The organism is Subtercola boreus (assembly GCF_003399635.1).
GTDB classification, from domain to species: domain Bacteria; phylum Actinomycetota; class Actinomycetes; order Actinomycetales; family Microbacteriaceae; genus Subtercola; species Subtercola boreus_B.
In genome coordinates, this window is sequence record NZ_NBXB01000041.1 from 67,604 (window position 1) to 82,172 (window position 14,569).

Genomic DNA, 14,569 nt, shown 5'->3' on the forward strand with positions numbered 1-14,569 from the left:
TCTCCTGGTGTGCCGGTTGGTCTGGTGGCGCGACGCCACGGTGACGCTGCAGTGACGCCGTCAGTTCGCCGCGGTGGCCGCATACGGCGCCGCAAAGCTGCGCTGGCCGGCATCACCCGTGAGCACGACGGTGGCCGACCCGGCCGCCACCGCTGCCACGTACGTCTTGAAGGTCTGCGCGACGGTGGCGCCGGGTGCGACGGCCGTGAAGGTCTTCGTTCCGTAGGTCGACTTCAGCAGAACCGTGACCGGCACCGTCGAGGTGTTCGTCGCTGTCACCGTGAGCGAGACCTTGCCTGCCACGACAGCCGTCGACGCCGCCACAGTCGCCGTGAGTGCGGCGGCCGGCGCGGCGACGGTGATCGTGGGCAGCGCGATCGTCGTCGACCCCGAGCGTGCGGCCTTGAGCACGACCGAGCCGGGAGCTGTCCCGACGACGACCGGTGCCAGGGCGATCCCGGCCGAGTTCGTGATGACACCCGTAGAGGTCGCCCCGCCCGCGAACGTGCCCGGGCCGGTGATCTGGAAGGTGATCCTGATGCCGACCACCGGACTGAGGTTCGCGTCGACCAGCCGTGCGCCGAGGCCCGAAACGGTGCCGTTCGGCTCGATGGTGCGCGCGACGCCCTGCGGCTGCAGGGTCAGGATGCCCGTGGGGGCGGTCGCGGAGGCCGAGAGCGTCTGCACCGAGCTGACGACCCCCGCGACATCCGTTGCCCGGTAGCGCACGGTGTGGGCGTTGCCGTCGAGCACCACCGGAGCGCTGTAGAGGGACCACGCGGTGGCCGTGTCGAGCTGGTACTCGATGGTGGCGACGCCCGATCCGGAGTCCGTCGCCGACAGCGTGAGCGCGCGACCCGTGAGCGCCGCCGAGACCACCGGTGCGGTTGTATCGGGAATGACGGTGCAGTTCACCGTGCCGCTCCGGAGCGCGGAGCCCTGATCGTTCGTGTCGTCCGACCAGAAGGCCGGCTTCTGACCGGCGACGCACTCGGCCTGCGGTGCGAGGGCGAATCCCTCGTTGTTGTAGTTCGGCATGCCGGAGGGGCGGTCATAGACGTGGGTCACCGCGAAGTGGCCCTTGTTCGTGCCTGACTGTGCGATCTCGAGGATCGCCGACTGCCCGTTGCAGGTGTCGTCGCAGACCGCCCAGAGGCGGCTCGTCTCCTGTTCGAACTCGAGATCCATCACGCCCGTGAAGCCGCTCGCGATCGTGGCGACGCGGGTGTAGCCGCCGGTCACCTGGTTGAGGGCGTAGGCGTAGACCGCACCGTTCGCTTCGAGGCCGACGAAGAAGAGCCCGTTGCCGTGATCGGCGTAGGTCGCAGGGTTGTAGGCGGCGCCGGTCTTCTCGTCGACGAAACCCTTCGAGGTGAGGAAGGAGTCGGAGAGCCAGGAGATCGCCTCGAGTCCGCTGTTGGGTGCCACGGCCGGCAGGTCGGCGGTGAGGTTCCACTCCATGGTGGCGTTCAGGCTGGTAGCACCGTTGGTCGCTGCGCCTGTCGCGTCGAACTTCAGCACCGAGGGGCGGCTGACCGCGCTCACGCTGTTGTTGCGCTCGGTCGACACGAAGGCGCCGCCCGAGGGGCCCGCGCCGGTGAAGGTCACACCTTCGGCATCCGGATCGCCCGTGCCGTCGGCGTAGTGCAGCGCCTTGCCGGCCGCAAAGGCCCCCGTGCCGGAGGTGTCGGAGACCCACGCGCTGCCGTTGTACGTCAGTTTGTAGAGCGTGCTCGGCCCGTTCTTCACGGCCCAGAGGGTTCCGCGGGCGCTGGTGCCCGACGGGTCGTAGGCGAGGCCGCTCAGGTTGCCGCCGATGACGCCGTTCTGGTCTGCGGTGGCGATGGATGACGCACCCGGCCAGGCTTCGGCCGTCGGGCCGGTCGGCGTGGTCGGCGGGGCCTGGCCGCAGTCGTTGGCCGCGCCCTTGGTCGACGTCGTGGTCGCCTGGAACGCGCCGGTGCCGTCGGGGCAGCGTCCGTATGTCGTGCTCGCGTGCGCCGTCCAGGTGTAGGCGTCGATGAGTGTCGTGCCGTTGGGCGCGAAGAACCGGGCCGAGTCGGATGCGCCCAATCCGTAGGCGGTCTCCACATCGAGCGCGAGGTACCCCTTCGGGGCGATGCTCGTGCCCGCAGGGATGGTGAACACGTGCGTGTCGTCGTTGTCCTTGATGATGTAGCCCGCGACATCCAGAGCCACCGCCGAGGTGTTGACGAGCTCGGCCCAGTCACCGGGAGTGCCGCCGCTCGACTCGACCTCGTTGATCTTCACCGAGGTGGCCACGGTCGGGGCAGGCGGTGTGCAGCTGTTCGCCGCACCCTTTGTCGAGGCGAGGGTCGTGGTGAAGGCACCGGTGCCGTCAGGGCAGCGGCCGTACGTAGGGCTTGCGTGCGACGTCCATGTGTACGAGTCGACGAGGGTCGTGCCGTCGGGCGCGAAGAGCCGGGCGGAGTCGGATGCGCCCAGCCCGTAAGCGGTCTCGACATCGAGCGCGAGGAAGCCGTTCGCCGCGATTGTCGTGTTCGCGGCGATCGTGAACACGTGCGTGTCGTCGTTGTCCTTGACGATGTAGCCCGACAGGTCCACCGGCGTCGCGGCGGTGTTCGCGAGCTCCACCCAGTCGCCCGGCGTGCCGCCGCTGGACTCGACCTCGTTGATCTTCACGCTGCTCGCGACGGGAACGGCGGTCGCCGCGGTCGCCGTCTGGAGTCCGACGAACGGCGACGCCAGAACGGCGGCGGCAAGAACGATCCCGACAGGGAAACGCCAACGGGCAGGCACGATGCTTCTCACTTCCTCGGGAGGCGCGCGGTCGCTCTCCCCTCGCAGAGCATCCCGGCTCCGGGCATCCGTCACCTTGACGCCGGGTGAACGGCCGGTGCCGCACGCCTGGGCGGCATGCCGGTTCCTCAGCACTCGAAGGGAAGCTTCACCAGCTAGGCTTTTCGTAATACGATAATCAGGTGAAGGTGCACCACTCAGCGTTGAAACACGGAATTGAGCCGGCGGACTCGATCGCAGCCGCAGCCGGCGGTCTCTTCTCCATCGACCTTGAAGAAGGCAACCCGAGTAGGCAACTCCGGCTGGGGTTCGACACCACCGGGCAGCTGCTTGAGCTGGTTGTTCTCACATTCGATAACAAACGCGAACTCATCATCCACTCGATGAAAGCGCGCAAGGCCTATTACGATTTACTGGACTGAAGGTGAGGAACATGGCAGACAACTCGATCAACGGCGAGCCGGTCTCAGACGCCCAGCTTCAGAAGTGGGCAGATGAAGCCGAAATCGGCTACGACACAACCGACCTGAAACGCCGCGGTCGACCCCGCATGGGGAGCTCGGTCGCTCACGTGACAACCATTCGGCTCGACCCGGAGCTCGAGTCGGCGCTCGAGCAACGAGCCGCGGCTGAGCACGTGAGCCGAAGCGAAGTCATTCGCCACGCCCTTCGCGAATGGCTCAAAAGCGCCTGACGGACACTCACAGTGCTCCCCCGCCGCCGCAAAACCAGGGGGAGCGCCCGGGGCGCTGCGAGTGGCGAGGGCGCCCGGGCGCCGCGCGGGGTCAGCGCGCGAGGAGGGCGGCGCGCTCCGGATGTTCGTCGAACCACTGCCCGACGTACCAGCACATCGGCACCACGCGGTAGGTCGTGTTCTGCTCCACATCGTCGACGGCGTAGGTGACGACCTCGTTCGCGTAACCCCTGCCGCGGAGCTTCGGGTCGGTGAACGTGTGATTGAACGAGATGGTGTTGTCGCGCAGCACGTAGTCCGCCGCACTGACCAGGGCGCCGTCGACGCGCAGGAAGTAGCGGTGCCGCTCGGTGTCGTGCAGGAGTTCGCTTGCCATGACCCCAGAATACGTCCGGATGCCCGCACGAATCATCCAGCGCGCGTCCAGCGTTCTCACTGAGTGCTCATAGCGTCCGCACTCACGATGGAGGAGAACCGAGGAGGACATGATGAACAGGTACCTGGCGAAGATCCGCCCCGCGCTCGGAGCGCTCGGGATCGTTCTGTCGGTGGTGGTCGGCTACAACACGTGGGCGCAGATCGACGCGGCGAACGGCGACCACACGGGCAACAGCCACTGGGTCCAGAGCGCCGACTGACCGGCGTATCGTGCAGGGATGAAGCTCAGCCGCGCCCAGCTGGCCGCCTTCCACGGCGGCACCCTCCCCGACCTGCTCGGGCCGGGCGTCCGCCTCCTGTTCGTCGGCATCAACCCGGGGCTCCGGGCGGTCGCTGTGCAGGCACCCTTCGGCGGGGGGAGCAACCGGTTCTACCCGGCCCTGTTCCGCGCCGGGATCGTCGACCACCGCATCGACGCCAGCGACGGACTGCGGCCGGATGACCGGGCCCACCTCGAAGCGCGCGGCATCGGCATCACGAGCCTGGTGGCCACGGCATCCGCTCGCGCAGACGAACTGTCGCAGGAAGCGCTGGTAGCGGGTGCCCTCGATCTCGAACGGCGGGTGCGGATGATCGCGCCCACCGTCGTCGCGATGCTCGGTGTCACGGCCTACCGCGCGGCCTTCGGGCGCCCCCGTGCGGCGCCGGGACTCCAGCCCGAGCCGCTGGGAGGGGTGCCGCTCTGGGTGGTGCCGAACCCCAGCGGGCTGAATGCGCACGAGACGGCGGATTCCCTCGGGGCCGCGTACCGTGCCGTCGCGATGGCGGCAGGCATCCCGGTGTACGACCCGCCGCCCGCCTGACGGCACCCGCCCGCCCCGCGCCGCACGTCCGCCCCGCCCGCCCGCCCCGCACCTCAGTCAAATGGGCGATTTGGGCCCCAAAAACGTGGCTATGGGGCCCAAACTGCCCACTCGATGGGAGGGAGCCGGCTACGGAGTAGGCATGCCGCCATTGACGTGCAGCGTCTCGCCGACGACGTAGCTCGACTCGCCCGACGCGAGGAACACGTAGGCCGGCGCCAGCTCCGATGGCTGGCCCCAGCGACCGAGCGGCGTCTGCTCGCCGACCGTCGGCAGCTCCTCGGTGGGCTGACCGCCCGCGGTCTGCAGCGGAGTCCAGATCGGCCCGGGCGCGACGACGTTCACGCGGATGCCCTTCGGCGCGAGCTGCTGCGAGAGCGCCTTCGAGAACGTGTTGATCGCGGCCTTCGTCGAGGCGTAGTCGACGAGTGTCTCCGAGGGCGAGTACGCCTGGATCGACGACGTGTTGATGATGCTGGAACCCGGCGCAAGGTGCGGGAGCGCGGCCTTGGTGATCCAGAACATCGCGTAGACGTTCGTCTTGTATGTCTCGTCGAACTGCTCGTCGGAGAGTTCGAGCAGGTCTTCGACGAACTGCTGCTTGCCGGCGTTGTTCACCAGGATGTCGAGCCCGCCGAGGGCTGCGACCGCGTCGGCCACGAGGCTCCGGCTGAACTCGGCGCTCGTGATGTCACTCGCGAAACCCGCGCCCTTCTGCCCGGCCTCCTCGATCAGGGCGAGGATGCGGTCGGCGTCCTCCTGCTCCTCGGGCAGGAACGAGATCGCGACGTCGGCACCTTCGCGCGCGAACGCGATCGCGACGGCCGCGCCGATGCCCGAATCGCCTCCGGTGACGAGCGCCTTGCGACCGGCGAGCCGTCCGCTGCCGCGGTAGGTCTTCTCTCCGCGGTCGGCGCGGTCGTCGAGTTCGGAGTCGAGCCCGGCGCCTTCCTGGTACTGCGCAGACGGGGTGATGTCGGCGAACATCTTCGAGGGATCCTGGAACGTGTACTGGTCATCAGTCATGCTTCGACGCTACGCGCGGGGCAGCGGGGGCAGCGGGGGGTTGCGCTCCGCCCGTTCCCCCGACAGTTCGGTCCCGGATGCCCGGATCGAGCTCGAGCGCGACCGCGAAGGGACCCAAATCGCGCCAACCCAGGTTGCGTGGCGCGATCTGCGTCCCCTCGCGGGCCACGGGGCCTGGGCGGGAAGGAGGGAGGGAGGGAGGGAGGGAGGGAGAAAGGCGCGGGTAGGGTCGGAGGCATGAGCGACAACGCCTCCCGCCTCGGACTCGGGCTCGCCGCCATCGGCCGCCCCGCGTACATCACGGTTGGGCGGGGCGACGACTTGGGCGCCGGCGCCGAGAGGTCGGTCGACGCGATGCGCGGCCGCGCGCACCAGCTGCTCGAGGGGGCGTGGATGCTCGGCATCCGCTACTTCGACGCCGCGCGGTCCTACGGGCACGCCGAACAGTTCCTCGGATCCTGGCTCGTCGAACATCCGGAGCGCCGCAACGAACTCACCATCGGCTCGAAGTGGGGATACGAATACGTGGGCGGCTGGCGCATGGACGCCCCCGTGCAGGAACGCAAGGAACACAGCCTCCGGATGCTCGAGGCGCAGTGGCCCGAGACGCTCGAGGCCCTCGGCGGGTCGCCTGACGTGTACCTCGTGCATTCGCTCACGCCCGACAGCCCTGCCCTCGGCGACGGTGCGCTCCTCGACCGTCTGCGCGAGATCGCGGCCGGCGGGGTGCGGGTCGGCTTCTCGACGAGCGGACCGGGCCAGTCCGCGGTGATCGACGCCGCCCTCGCGATGCCGGATTCGCCCTTCAGCGCGGTGCAGTGCACGTGGAACCTGCTGGAACAGTCCGCGGGCGCCGCCCTCGCCCGGGCGAACGATGCGAAGTGGCTCGTGGTGGTGAAGGAGGCGCTGGCGAACGGGCGCCTGACGGCGCGCGGTGCGGGCTCCGCGGATGCCGCGGGCCGCGCGGGTGGCGCTGGTGCGGCGGGCGCGGTGGGCGGCGCGGTGGGTGCAGCGCAGGGCGGCGAGCGCGCGGCGGCGGCACTGGCCGCGGCCGACGGCCAGCCGCTCGCCGGGTTCGCGCTCGGGGCGGCGCTGGCGCATCCGTGGGCCGACATCGTGCTCACCGGGGCCGTCACCGGAGCGCAGTTGCGCGAGAACCTCGACTCCGGTCGTCCACGCGCCGGCGACGAAGCCCTGGCCGCTCTTGCGGAGCCACCCGGGCAGTACTGGGCGGAACGCACCGCACGCGCCTGGACCTGACGGCCCGTGCCGAAACCAGCCGAGAGGGCGTGACACAGGCTCACCTTCGGGAGTAGCCTCGACCGCGGAGGTCCTGCCATGTCGCTGCACCGATTCCGAAGCTCCCGCCCTGTCGTCCTGGGCGCCGCCCTGGTCGCGCTGACGCTGGCCGTGACCCTGGCCGGCCCCGCCGTCACGCCCGCCACCGCCACGCCCGCCACCGCCGCCACCGCCTCCGCCTCGACCACTGCTGGCGAAACCCAGGCCGCCGCCGCCCCCGCCCGCATCCTGAGCACCCCCTCCGGCCGCTGCCTCGACGTCATCGGCAACGTGGCCACCCCCGGTACGGGCATGAACATCTACGACTGCAACAACCAACCCAACCAGGGCTGGACGTTCAGCACCGCCAGCGAGCTGAAGACCTTCGGCGACACCCGCTGCCTCGACGTCGCCAGCCACGTCACCACCTCCCCCGCACGCGCGCAGATCTACACCTGCAACGGCGGCGCGAACCAGAAGTGGCGGCTGAACGCGAACGGAACGATCACCGGAGTGGAGTCCGGCCTCTGCCTCGACGTCACCGGCGGCGCCACAGCCAACAGCACCCCCGTGGGCATGCTGACCTGCAACGGCAGCGTCGGCCAGAAGTTCAGCACGAGCCTCGTGCCCGACACCACCCCGCCGAGCATCCCCGGCGACGCACACATCAGCACGCTCACCTGCAACAGCGTCGGTTTCGGCTGGACCGTCTCCACCGACAACGTGGGCGTCACCTTCTACGACGTCTACCACGACGGCCAGCTGATGGCCTCGGTGGCCGCCCCGGCCCGCCGCGCGAATCTCAGGGTGGTCGCCGGTGCGACGTGGGGGCTCTACGTGAATGCACGGGATGCCGCGGGAAATGTGTCCCAGGCGAGCCAGACGGTGTCGATCACCCCTCCCAACTGCCAGGCCGACACGCAGCCGCCGACCGCACCGACCGGCCTCACGGCATCCGTGTCGGGAACGACGGTCACGCTGACGTGGAAGGCCTCGACCGACAACATCGGCGTCCGCGCCTACGACATCTACCGCGGTTCGGTGAAGGTCGGCGCGGTGACCGGTACGGCATCCGCGGCCCCCGCCACCACGTTCGTCGACAGCGGACTCTCCCCGGCGACGACGTACGGCTACTTCGTCGTCGCGCGTGACGGCCAGGCGAACGTGTCGACGCACAGCGCCTCCGTGTCGGTGAAGACGGGCTCCGGATGCGCCCAGGCCGTCTGCTCCGTCAGCCAGGTCGGCGTCGACACCGACATCCCGTGGGGCCTCGTCACGCTGGCTGACGGAACGATCCTCTACAGTCGGCGCGACGCCCATGACATCACGCACCTGAACCCTGCGACGGGTGCGAAGACGACGCTCGGAACGGTGCCGAACGTGCAGAGCACCGACGGCGAGGGCGGGCTGCTCGGGCTGGCGATCGCCCCCGACTTCGCGACAACGCACTGGCTCTACATCATGCACACCACCGCGACCGACAACCGCATCGTTCGCATCAAGGTCGAGAACGACTCGCTCGTCGCGTCGAGCGAGCAGGTGCTGCTGACGGGGATCCTCCGCAACAAGTTCCACAACGGCGGGCGCTTGCGCTTCGGCCCGGACGGGAAACTGTACGCGAGCACCGGCGACGCCCAGAACGGCGACAACGCCCAGAACCTCGCCTCGCTGAACGGCAAGGTGCTGCGGATGAACGCCGACGGCACCGTGCCGAGCGACAACCCCTTTGGCAACTACATCTGGAGTTACGGCCACAGGAACCCCCAGGGCCTGGCATTCGACTCGCAGGGTCGTCTCTGGGAGCAGGAGTTCGGCAACAGCGTGATGGACGAGACGAACCTCATCGTGCGGGGCGGCAACTACGGCTGGCCGGCCTGTGAGGGCACGACGGGCACGTGCGGCACGGCCGGCTTCCGCGCCCCCGCGCAGACGTATCCCACCTCCGAGGGCTCATGCTCGGGCATCGCGATCGTGCGCGATGTGCTCTACGTGGCGTGCGAGCGGGGCACCCGGCTCTACCGGGAGGTCATTTCGGGCACCGGCCTGACGAACGTGCAGGTGCTCTTCAACGGCACCTACGGGCGGCTCCGCACCGTCGAGCCGGCACCGGGCGGTGGCCTCTGGCTGACGACCAGCAACCTCGGCGACAAGGACAGCGTGCCGAACAACAGCGACGAGAAGCTCCTGCGCGTCACGCTCGGCGGCTGAACGGCTCGTCAGCCGCCCGACCGCGCGGCTGAATAAGCTGTCGTCATGACCAACGTTTCCGACCTGTTCGACGAATCCGTGTGGAGGCCCGTCGACGGCTTCTCCGACCTGACGGACATCACCTATCACCACGACACCGCGGGCCGGGTCGCCCGGGTGGCCTTCAACCGGCCGGAGGTGCTGAACGCGTTCCGCCCGCAGTCGGTCGACGAACTGTTCCGGGTGCTCGAGGATGCCCGCCAGAACACCCGCATCGGCGTTGTGCTGCTGACCGGCAACGGCCCCAGCCCGAAGGACGGCAAGTGGGCGTTCTGCTCGGGCGGCGACCAGCGCATCCGGGGCCGCGACGGCTACCAGTACAAGGACGGCACGCACTCGACGGGCCGGCTCCACATCCTGGAGGTGCAGCGGCTCATCCGGTTCATGCCGAAGGTCGTCATCGCCGTGGTTCCGGGCTGGGCAGCGGGCGGCGGGCACTCCCTCCACGTGATCTGCGACCTCACCATCGCGAGCGCGGAGCACGCCCACTTCAAGCAGACCGATGCCGATGTCGGCTCGTTCGACGGCGGCTACGGCAGCGCCTACCTCGCCCGGCAGGTGGGGCAGAAGGTCGCCCGCGAGATCTTCTTCCTCGCCGAGGAGTACAGCGCCCAGCGCGCCTACGAGATGGGCGCGATCAACGCGGTCGTGCCGCACGCTGAGCTCGAGTCGACGGCCTACGCCTGGGCGAACACGATCCTCGGCAAGTCGCCGACGGCGATCCGGATGCTCAAATTCGCGTTCAACGCCGTCGACGACGGGCTCGTGGGCCAGCAGATCTTCGCGGGCGAGGCGACCCGGCTCGCCTACGGCACCGACGAAGCGGTCGAGGGCCGGGACTCGTTCCTCGAGAAGCGCGAGGCCGACTGGGGGCCCTACCCCTGGCAGTTCTGACGCGACGGCGGCCGGCCTCAGTAGTCGACGGCGTCGCGGATGATCGGGCTGGTCATGCAGTGGCCGACGCCCCGTCCGCGACCGAGCTCCGCTCCGACGATCGGGATGACCTCGATGCCCGCCTTCTGCAGCAGGTCGTTGGTCTGGGTGTTGCGGTCGTAGGTCTAGACCACGCGGGGGCGGAGGGCCACGGCGTTGTTGCCGGAGTCCCACTGCTGGCGTTCAGACGTGTAGGCGTCGCCGGCGGTCGCGACGACATGCAGCTTCGGCAGGCCGAGGCTGTGCGCCACGCCGTCGTCGAAGGCAGCGGAGCCCTCATCGGTGATGTGCAGGGCGCCCCGGCGCTCAGGCCATTACGGAAAGGAGCCCCCCGCGACGGAACCATGCCTGTCGCAGTGCAAGTGGTCTTCACCTTGGTGACGGGGCGTTACTCTGTCGATATGAGTTTCGATGGTGTATCCCGATGAGTGCGACGACCAGACCGACCCGGCGCGAAGAGCGGCGCCAGCAGACGGTGCAGGAGATCAAGCAACTCGCCATGGAGCAGATCCGTGCGGGCGGGCCGGATGCCGTGTCCCTCAGCGGCATCGTGCGACAGATGTCGATGTCACCGGCCGCCCTCTACCGCTACTTCGCCAACCGCGACGCGCTGCTGGCCGATCTGGTGGTCGACGCCTACAACGAACTGGCCGACTCCCTCGCCGCCATCGAGCCGGGCAGGCGATCCGCGGCCGATCAGCTGGATGCGGTGCTCCGCGGCAGCCGCGCCTGGGCACTCGAGCACCCAAACGCCTACCGCCTGATCTTCCAGACCACGATCGGTTCGGGCGAGGATTTCGCTGCAGACCGAACGATCCCGGCATCCTCCCGCAGCATGGCCGTCATCGTCGACGCCCTGTCGGCGGCGACGGGCCATGCCGAACAGGATGCCGCCGCCGCCCCGCCCGCAACGGGATCGGATGCCGCCCGATCCCAGGCCTTCCAGAGCTGGGCGGAGCGATCGGGGCTCACCCACGTTCCCGTCGACGTGCTCATGCTCGCCTTTCTGACCTGGACCCGGCTCCACGGCATCATCAGCCTCGAACTCGGCGGTCACCTCGCCGCCACCGGCATCGGCGCCGACCTCCTCTTCGAAGCTGAACTGGAGATCATCCGCCTCCAGGCAGCGCGCCTGCCGGCGGCGGCGTCCTAGGCGCGCTGCTCGGAGGCGGGCCGCCCTGGCGTAGACCGTCAGCGGGCTGGCCGCGCACACGACCCAACCGCAGGACAAGGCTCATCATTGTGAGACCCGCACCGCGCGGATCAGTCGCCGCGTGCCGCCCTCGCCCTCGCCTTGATCTCACGGATCACGTCGGTCTTGGCCTCCGCGTAGTCGTTCATGTCGTTCCACTGCCGGCTGAGCAGTTCCCGCTTGGTGCTCTCGTAGAGGGCACGGTCGCGCGCGTCGCCGCGGAGATGGTCGCGGAGCAGCAGATACTCCCCCACGGCAGGGTCGTTCCGTTCGTAGATGTGCACGTGGACGTCCCGTTCCGGTGTGCGCACGAGACGATGCCCGGGCTCCCGCACGCGCAGCTCGTACCCGGCGGCGAGGAGAGCCGGGAGGTAGTCCTTCTCGGCGGTGATGTCGTCGACCGTCAGCACGATGTCGACGATCGGTTTCGCGGCCAGCCCCGGCACCGACGTGGAACCGATGTGTTCGATGTCGACGCGCACAGCCGCGAGCGCCTCCGCAATGCGTCGCCTGTGACCGCGGTACGCGACCACCCACTGTTCGTCGTAGCTGTGGAGTTCGAGTTTCCTCGCCTCCGCGCCGCCGATGATCTCGACGGTGGTCACATCGACCCGAGCGTCATCCATGTTCTCAGGGTACCGGGACGGCACCGTGCGACGGGTTCGTGCGAAACTGTTCGCGAGCGCGGCGACGGGACTCGGCAGCGTGAGTTCCGCTGACCAAGGAGACACCATGACCACCGCGCTCGTGCGATCCGACCGGCCCGACCCGGGCGTCGTCATCGTGACCCTTGACAGCCCCGCCACGCGGAACGCGCTGGGCGACGAGTTGATGGACCAGCTGCTCGCCGCACTCGAGGCGGCCCGCGACGACAGCGAGGTGCGGGTGGTGGTGATCACCTCCTCGCACGACCGGGTGTTCTCGGCCGGCGGCGACCTGAAGGCGTTCGCCGACGACCGATCGCCCGACGAGAAGTTCGAGGGACTCGGCCGGTTCCCACGGCTCTACCGCCTGCTGGGAGCACTCGGCAAGCCGGTGATCTGCGCGGCGAACGGCGATGTGCTCGCCGGCGCCTTCGGGCTCGCCCTCGCCTGCGACCTGGTGATCGCGAAGGAGTCGGCGAGGTTCGGATGCCCGGAGATCAACGTCGGCGTCTTCCCGTTCATGATCTCCGCCCTGCTCTACCGCAACATCGACCGCATGAAGGCCAACGAATTGATGATGGTCGGCGACCTCGTCACTGCGACCGAGGGCAAGGAGCTCGGGTTCGTGAACCGGGTCGTGCCCGATGACGACTTCGAGGCGGAGGTTCTGGCCTGGGCGCTGCGCATCGCCACGAAGTCGCCGCTCCTGATGCGGCTCGGCAAGGAGGCGATCGACGCGACCCGCGACCTGCCGCTCGGCGACGCGTTCGACGTACTGCAGCACCACCTGGCCGATGCCTTCGGCACCGCAGACATGAAAGAGGGAGTCGCGGCCTTCCGGGAGAAGCGCGACCCGGTCTGGTCGCTCCGATGACAGGATGGTGAGGGACGAAGGAGTCACGAGCATGAACAGCAGAAGACCCGGCAGCGTCGTCATTCGCGAGGTCGGCCCCCGCGACGGCTTCCAGAACGAACCGGAGGTGATCGCCACCGCCGACAAGATCCGCCTCATCGAATCGCTCGGCCGCGCCGGGCTCACCCGCATCGAGGTGGCGAGTTTCGTGCGGTCCGACGTCATTCCGCAGCTCTCCGACGGTGTGGACGTACTGAAGGGCGTCCGGCTGCCGACCTCCGTGTCGCGCGCGGTGCTCATTCCGAACAGCAAAGGCCTCGACAACGCCCTCGCCGTGCGGGAGTACTTCGATGAAGCGTCGATCTTCGTGAGCGCCTCCGAGACGCACAACCGCAACAACATCAACCGCACCGTCGAGCAGACCATGGCCGACGACCGGGCGATGGCGGGCCGGATCCTGGATGCCGGACTCACGCTCGACGCGGTGATCGCCACCTCGTTCGGCTGCCCCTACGAGGGGCGCATCCCGCTCGACCGGGTGCTCGGCCTCGCCGAACGCTTCGCCGAGATGGGTGCCACCGAGATCGGCTTCGGCGACACGACCGGCATGGCGAACCCAGCCTACGTCTCCGACTTCTTCGGTGCGGCTTCCGAACGGCTGCCGGGCGTCGAACTCACCGCGCATTTCCACAACACCCGCGGCCAGGGCCTGACGAACGCGTACGCAGCACTCGAGGCGGGCTGCGCGAGCTTCGAGTCGAGCTTCGGCGAGCTCGGCGGATGCCCGGTGCCGGCCGGCTCGACCGGGAACATCGCGACCGAAGACCTGGTCAGCATGTTCGAGGAGATGGGTGTCGACACGGGCGTCGACCTGAACCTCATCATCGACGCTGCGCGTGAGGCGCAGACCACGCTCGGGCGAAAGCTCACGAGCCACTCGATCCTCGCCGGCCCCGTCGACTGGACCGGCGCGCTCGGCGGGCAGGGGGCTAGCGTGGGGGCATGAAGACCCGTGCCGCACTCCTCGTCGTTGCCGCCGCCGCCGCTCTCACCGTCACCGGATGCGCGGCCGGACAACCCGCGCCGACCGTGACCACGACGACCACTGTCACCTCCGCGCCGACCGCGCCCGCGACATCCACCGCCACCGGCACCCCCACCCCGACCGCCACGTCGGGCGGCCAGGTCGACCCGAACGCCCCGGCCGGCCAGTGCGCCGACAGCGCGCTGGCCGTCGCCGTCACCCCGGCTGCGGGCGGTGGAGCAGCCGGGTCCGTCTTCTTCACGGTCGACTTCACCAACACGGGTGCGAGCGCCTGCAACCTCCGCGGCGCGCCCGGGGTCTCGATCGTGGGCGACGGCAACGGCACCCAACTGGGCTCCCCCGCCAAGCAGACCGACCAGACGGTCGCCACGGTGACCCTGCAGCCGGGCCAGACCGTCTCCGCCCCGCTCCAGCAGACCAACATCGACGCCGGCGGCGGGCCCCTCGCCGGCGACTGCACCGTCGTCCCAGGCGACGGCTACCGCGTCTACCCGCCGCACTCGTTCACCGCATTCTTCGTGGCGTCCGCCGGCATCCTCGCCTGCAGCAATACCGTCGACTGGATGAACGTGGGCCCGGTCGCCGCACCCTGACCCCGCGTGGCTATTCTGGAGGAAGCCGACCAGAGGAGCCCC

At 69.3% G+C, this 14,569-nt stretch carries 15 protein-coding genes and 1 pseudogene; 11 read left to right on the forward strand and 5 right to left on the reverse strand.

Features of this window, described 5'->3' with window-relative positions:
- Positions 1-60 precede the first annotated feature (60 nt).
- On the reverse strand, positions 61-2,781 hold the full coding sequence (locus B7R22_RS15310; RefSeq protein WP_172582460.1) for a lamin tail domain-containing protein: 2,721 nt from the start codon (positions 2,779-2,781) through the stop codon (positions 61-63).
- Positions 2,782-2,963: 182 nt separating this feature from the next.
- On the opposite strand from B7R22_RS15310, the gene B7R22_RS15315 reads away from it, so the two are divergent.
- On the forward strand, positions 2,964-3,203 hold the full coding sequence (locus B7R22_RS15315; RefSeq protein ID WP_116412566.1) for a toxin: 240 nt from the start codon (positions 2,964-2,966) through the stop codon (positions 3,201-3,203).
- Positions 3,204-3,214: 11 nt separating this feature from the next.
- Positions 3,215-3,475, forward strand: coding sequence for a CopG family transcriptional regulator (locus tag B7R22_RS15320; RefSeq protein WP_116284351.1), 261 nt, complete (start codon positions 3,215-3,217; stop codon positions 3,473-3,475).
- A 91-nt stretch (positions 3,476-3,566) separates the two neighbouring features.
- Here the strand turns inward: B7R22_RS15320 and B7R22_RS15325 are convergent, their stop codons facing one another.
- The gene (locus B7R22_RS15325; protein WP_116412567.1) at positions 3,567-3,851 is read right to left on the reverse strand and encodes a GNAT family N-acetyltransferase; all 285 of its coding nucleotides are present in this window, start codon (positions 3,849-3,851) and stop codon (positions 3,567-3,569) included.
- Positions 3,852-3,963: 112 nt separating this feature from the next.
- Between B7R22_RS15325 and B7R22_RS19310 the strand changes: the two genes are divergently transcribed.
- Both B7R22_RS19310 and B7R22_RS15330 read left to right on the forward strand, forming a co-directional pair.
- Complete coding sequence (locus B7R22_RS19310) at positions 3,964-4,113, forward strand: hypothetical protein (RefSeq protein ID WP_172582462.1); 150 nt, start codon at positions 3,964-3,966, stop codon at positions 4,111-4,113.
- Positions 4,114-4,131: 18 nt separating this feature from the next.
- Positions 4,132-4,716 (forward strand): mismatch-specific DNA-glycosylase, encoded by a 585-nt coding sequence (locus B7R22_RS15330; protein WP_116412568.1) that lies wholly within the window; start codon positions 4,132-4,134, stop codon positions 4,714-4,716.
- 129 nt (positions 4,717-4,845) lie between these two features.
- On the opposite strand, the gene B7R22_RS15335 is transcribed toward B7R22_RS15330, so the two are convergent.
- Complete coding sequence (locus B7R22_RS15335; protein WP_116412569.1) at positions 4,846-5,742, reverse strand: glucose 1-dehydrogenase; 897 nt, start codon at positions 5,740-5,742, stop codon at positions 4,846-4,848.
- Between the two features lie 237 nt (positions 5,743-5,979).
- On the opposite strand from B7R22_RS15335, the gene B7R22_RS15340 reads away from it, so the two are divergent.
- From B7R22_RS15340 to B7R22_RS15350, 3 genes are all read left to right on the forward strand, one after another.
- The gene (locus B7R22_RS15340; RefSeq protein ID WP_116412570.1) at positions 5,980-7,002 is read left to right on the forward strand and encodes an aldo/keto reductase; all 1,023 of its coding nucleotides are present in this window, start codon (positions 5,980-5,982) and stop codon (positions 7,000-7,002) included.
- 78 nt (positions 7,003-7,080) lie between these two features.
- Positions 7,081-9,228, forward strand: coding sequence for a PQQ-dependent sugar dehydrogenase (locus tag B7R22_RS15345; protein ID WP_116412571.1), 2,148 nt, complete (start codon positions 7,081-7,083; stop codon positions 9,226-9,228).
- Positions 9,229-9,273: 45 nt separating this feature from the next.
- A complete protein-coding gene (locus tag B7R22_RS15350; protein ID WP_116412572.1) occupies positions 9,274-10,161 on the forward strand; it encodes a 1,4-dihydroxy-2-naphthoyl-CoA synthase in 888 nt (295 codons plus the stop codon).
- Between the two features lie 17 nt (positions 10,162-10,178).
- On the opposite strand, the pseudogene B7R22_RS15355 reads toward B7R22_RS15350, so the two are convergent.
- Positions 10,179-10,493, reverse strand: a pseudogene (locus B7R22_RS15355) (arginine deiminase family protein); the annotation flags it as partial.
- Between the two features lie 131 nt (positions 10,494-10,624).
- Between B7R22_RS15355 and B7R22_RS15360 the strand changes: the two are divergent.
- Positions 10,625-11,353: a TetR/AcrR family transcriptional regulator gene (locus tag B7R22_RS15360; RefSeq protein ID WP_116412573.1), complete on the forward strand. Its 729-nt coding sequence runs from the start codon at positions 10,625-10,627 to the stop codon at positions 11,351-11,353.
- A gap of 110 nt (positions 11,354-11,463) precedes the next feature.
- On the opposite strand, the gene B7R22_RS15365 is transcribed toward B7R22_RS15360, so the two are convergent.
- Positions 11,464-12,018, reverse strand: a complete 555-nt coding sequence (locus tag B7R22_RS15365) for a GrpB family protein (RefSeq protein WP_116412574.1) — start codon at positions 12,016-12,018, stop codon at positions 11,464-11,466.
- 106 nt (positions 12,019-12,124) lie between these two features.
- Between B7R22_RS15365 and B7R22_RS15370 the strand changes: the two genes are divergently transcribed.
- The 3 genes from B7R22_RS15370 to B7R22_RS15380 are packed head-to-tail and all read left to right on the forward strand — an operon-like array spanning position 12,125 to position 14,527.
- Positions 12,125-12,910, forward strand: coding sequence for an enoyl-CoA hydratase/isomerase family protein (locus B7R22_RS15370; RefSeq protein WP_116412664.1), 786 nt, complete (start codon positions 12,125-12,127; stop codon positions 12,908-12,910).
- A 31-nt stretch (positions 12,911-12,941) separates the two neighbouring features.
- On the forward strand, positions 12,942-13,895 hold the full coding sequence (locus B7R22_RS15375) for a hydroxymethylglutaryl-CoA lyase (RefSeq protein ID WP_116412575.1): 954 nt from the start codon (positions 12,942-12,944) through the stop codon (positions 13,893-13,895).
- Complete coding sequence (locus B7R22_RS15380; RefSeq protein ID WP_116412576.1) at positions 13,892-14,527, forward strand: DUF4232 domain-containing protein; 636 nt, start codon at positions 13,892-13,894, stop codon at positions 14,525-14,527. Before B7R22_RS15375 ends, B7R22_RS15380 begins: the two co-directional genes overlap by 4 nt.
- The last annotated feature ends 42 nt before the right edge of the window (positions 14,528-14,569 follow it).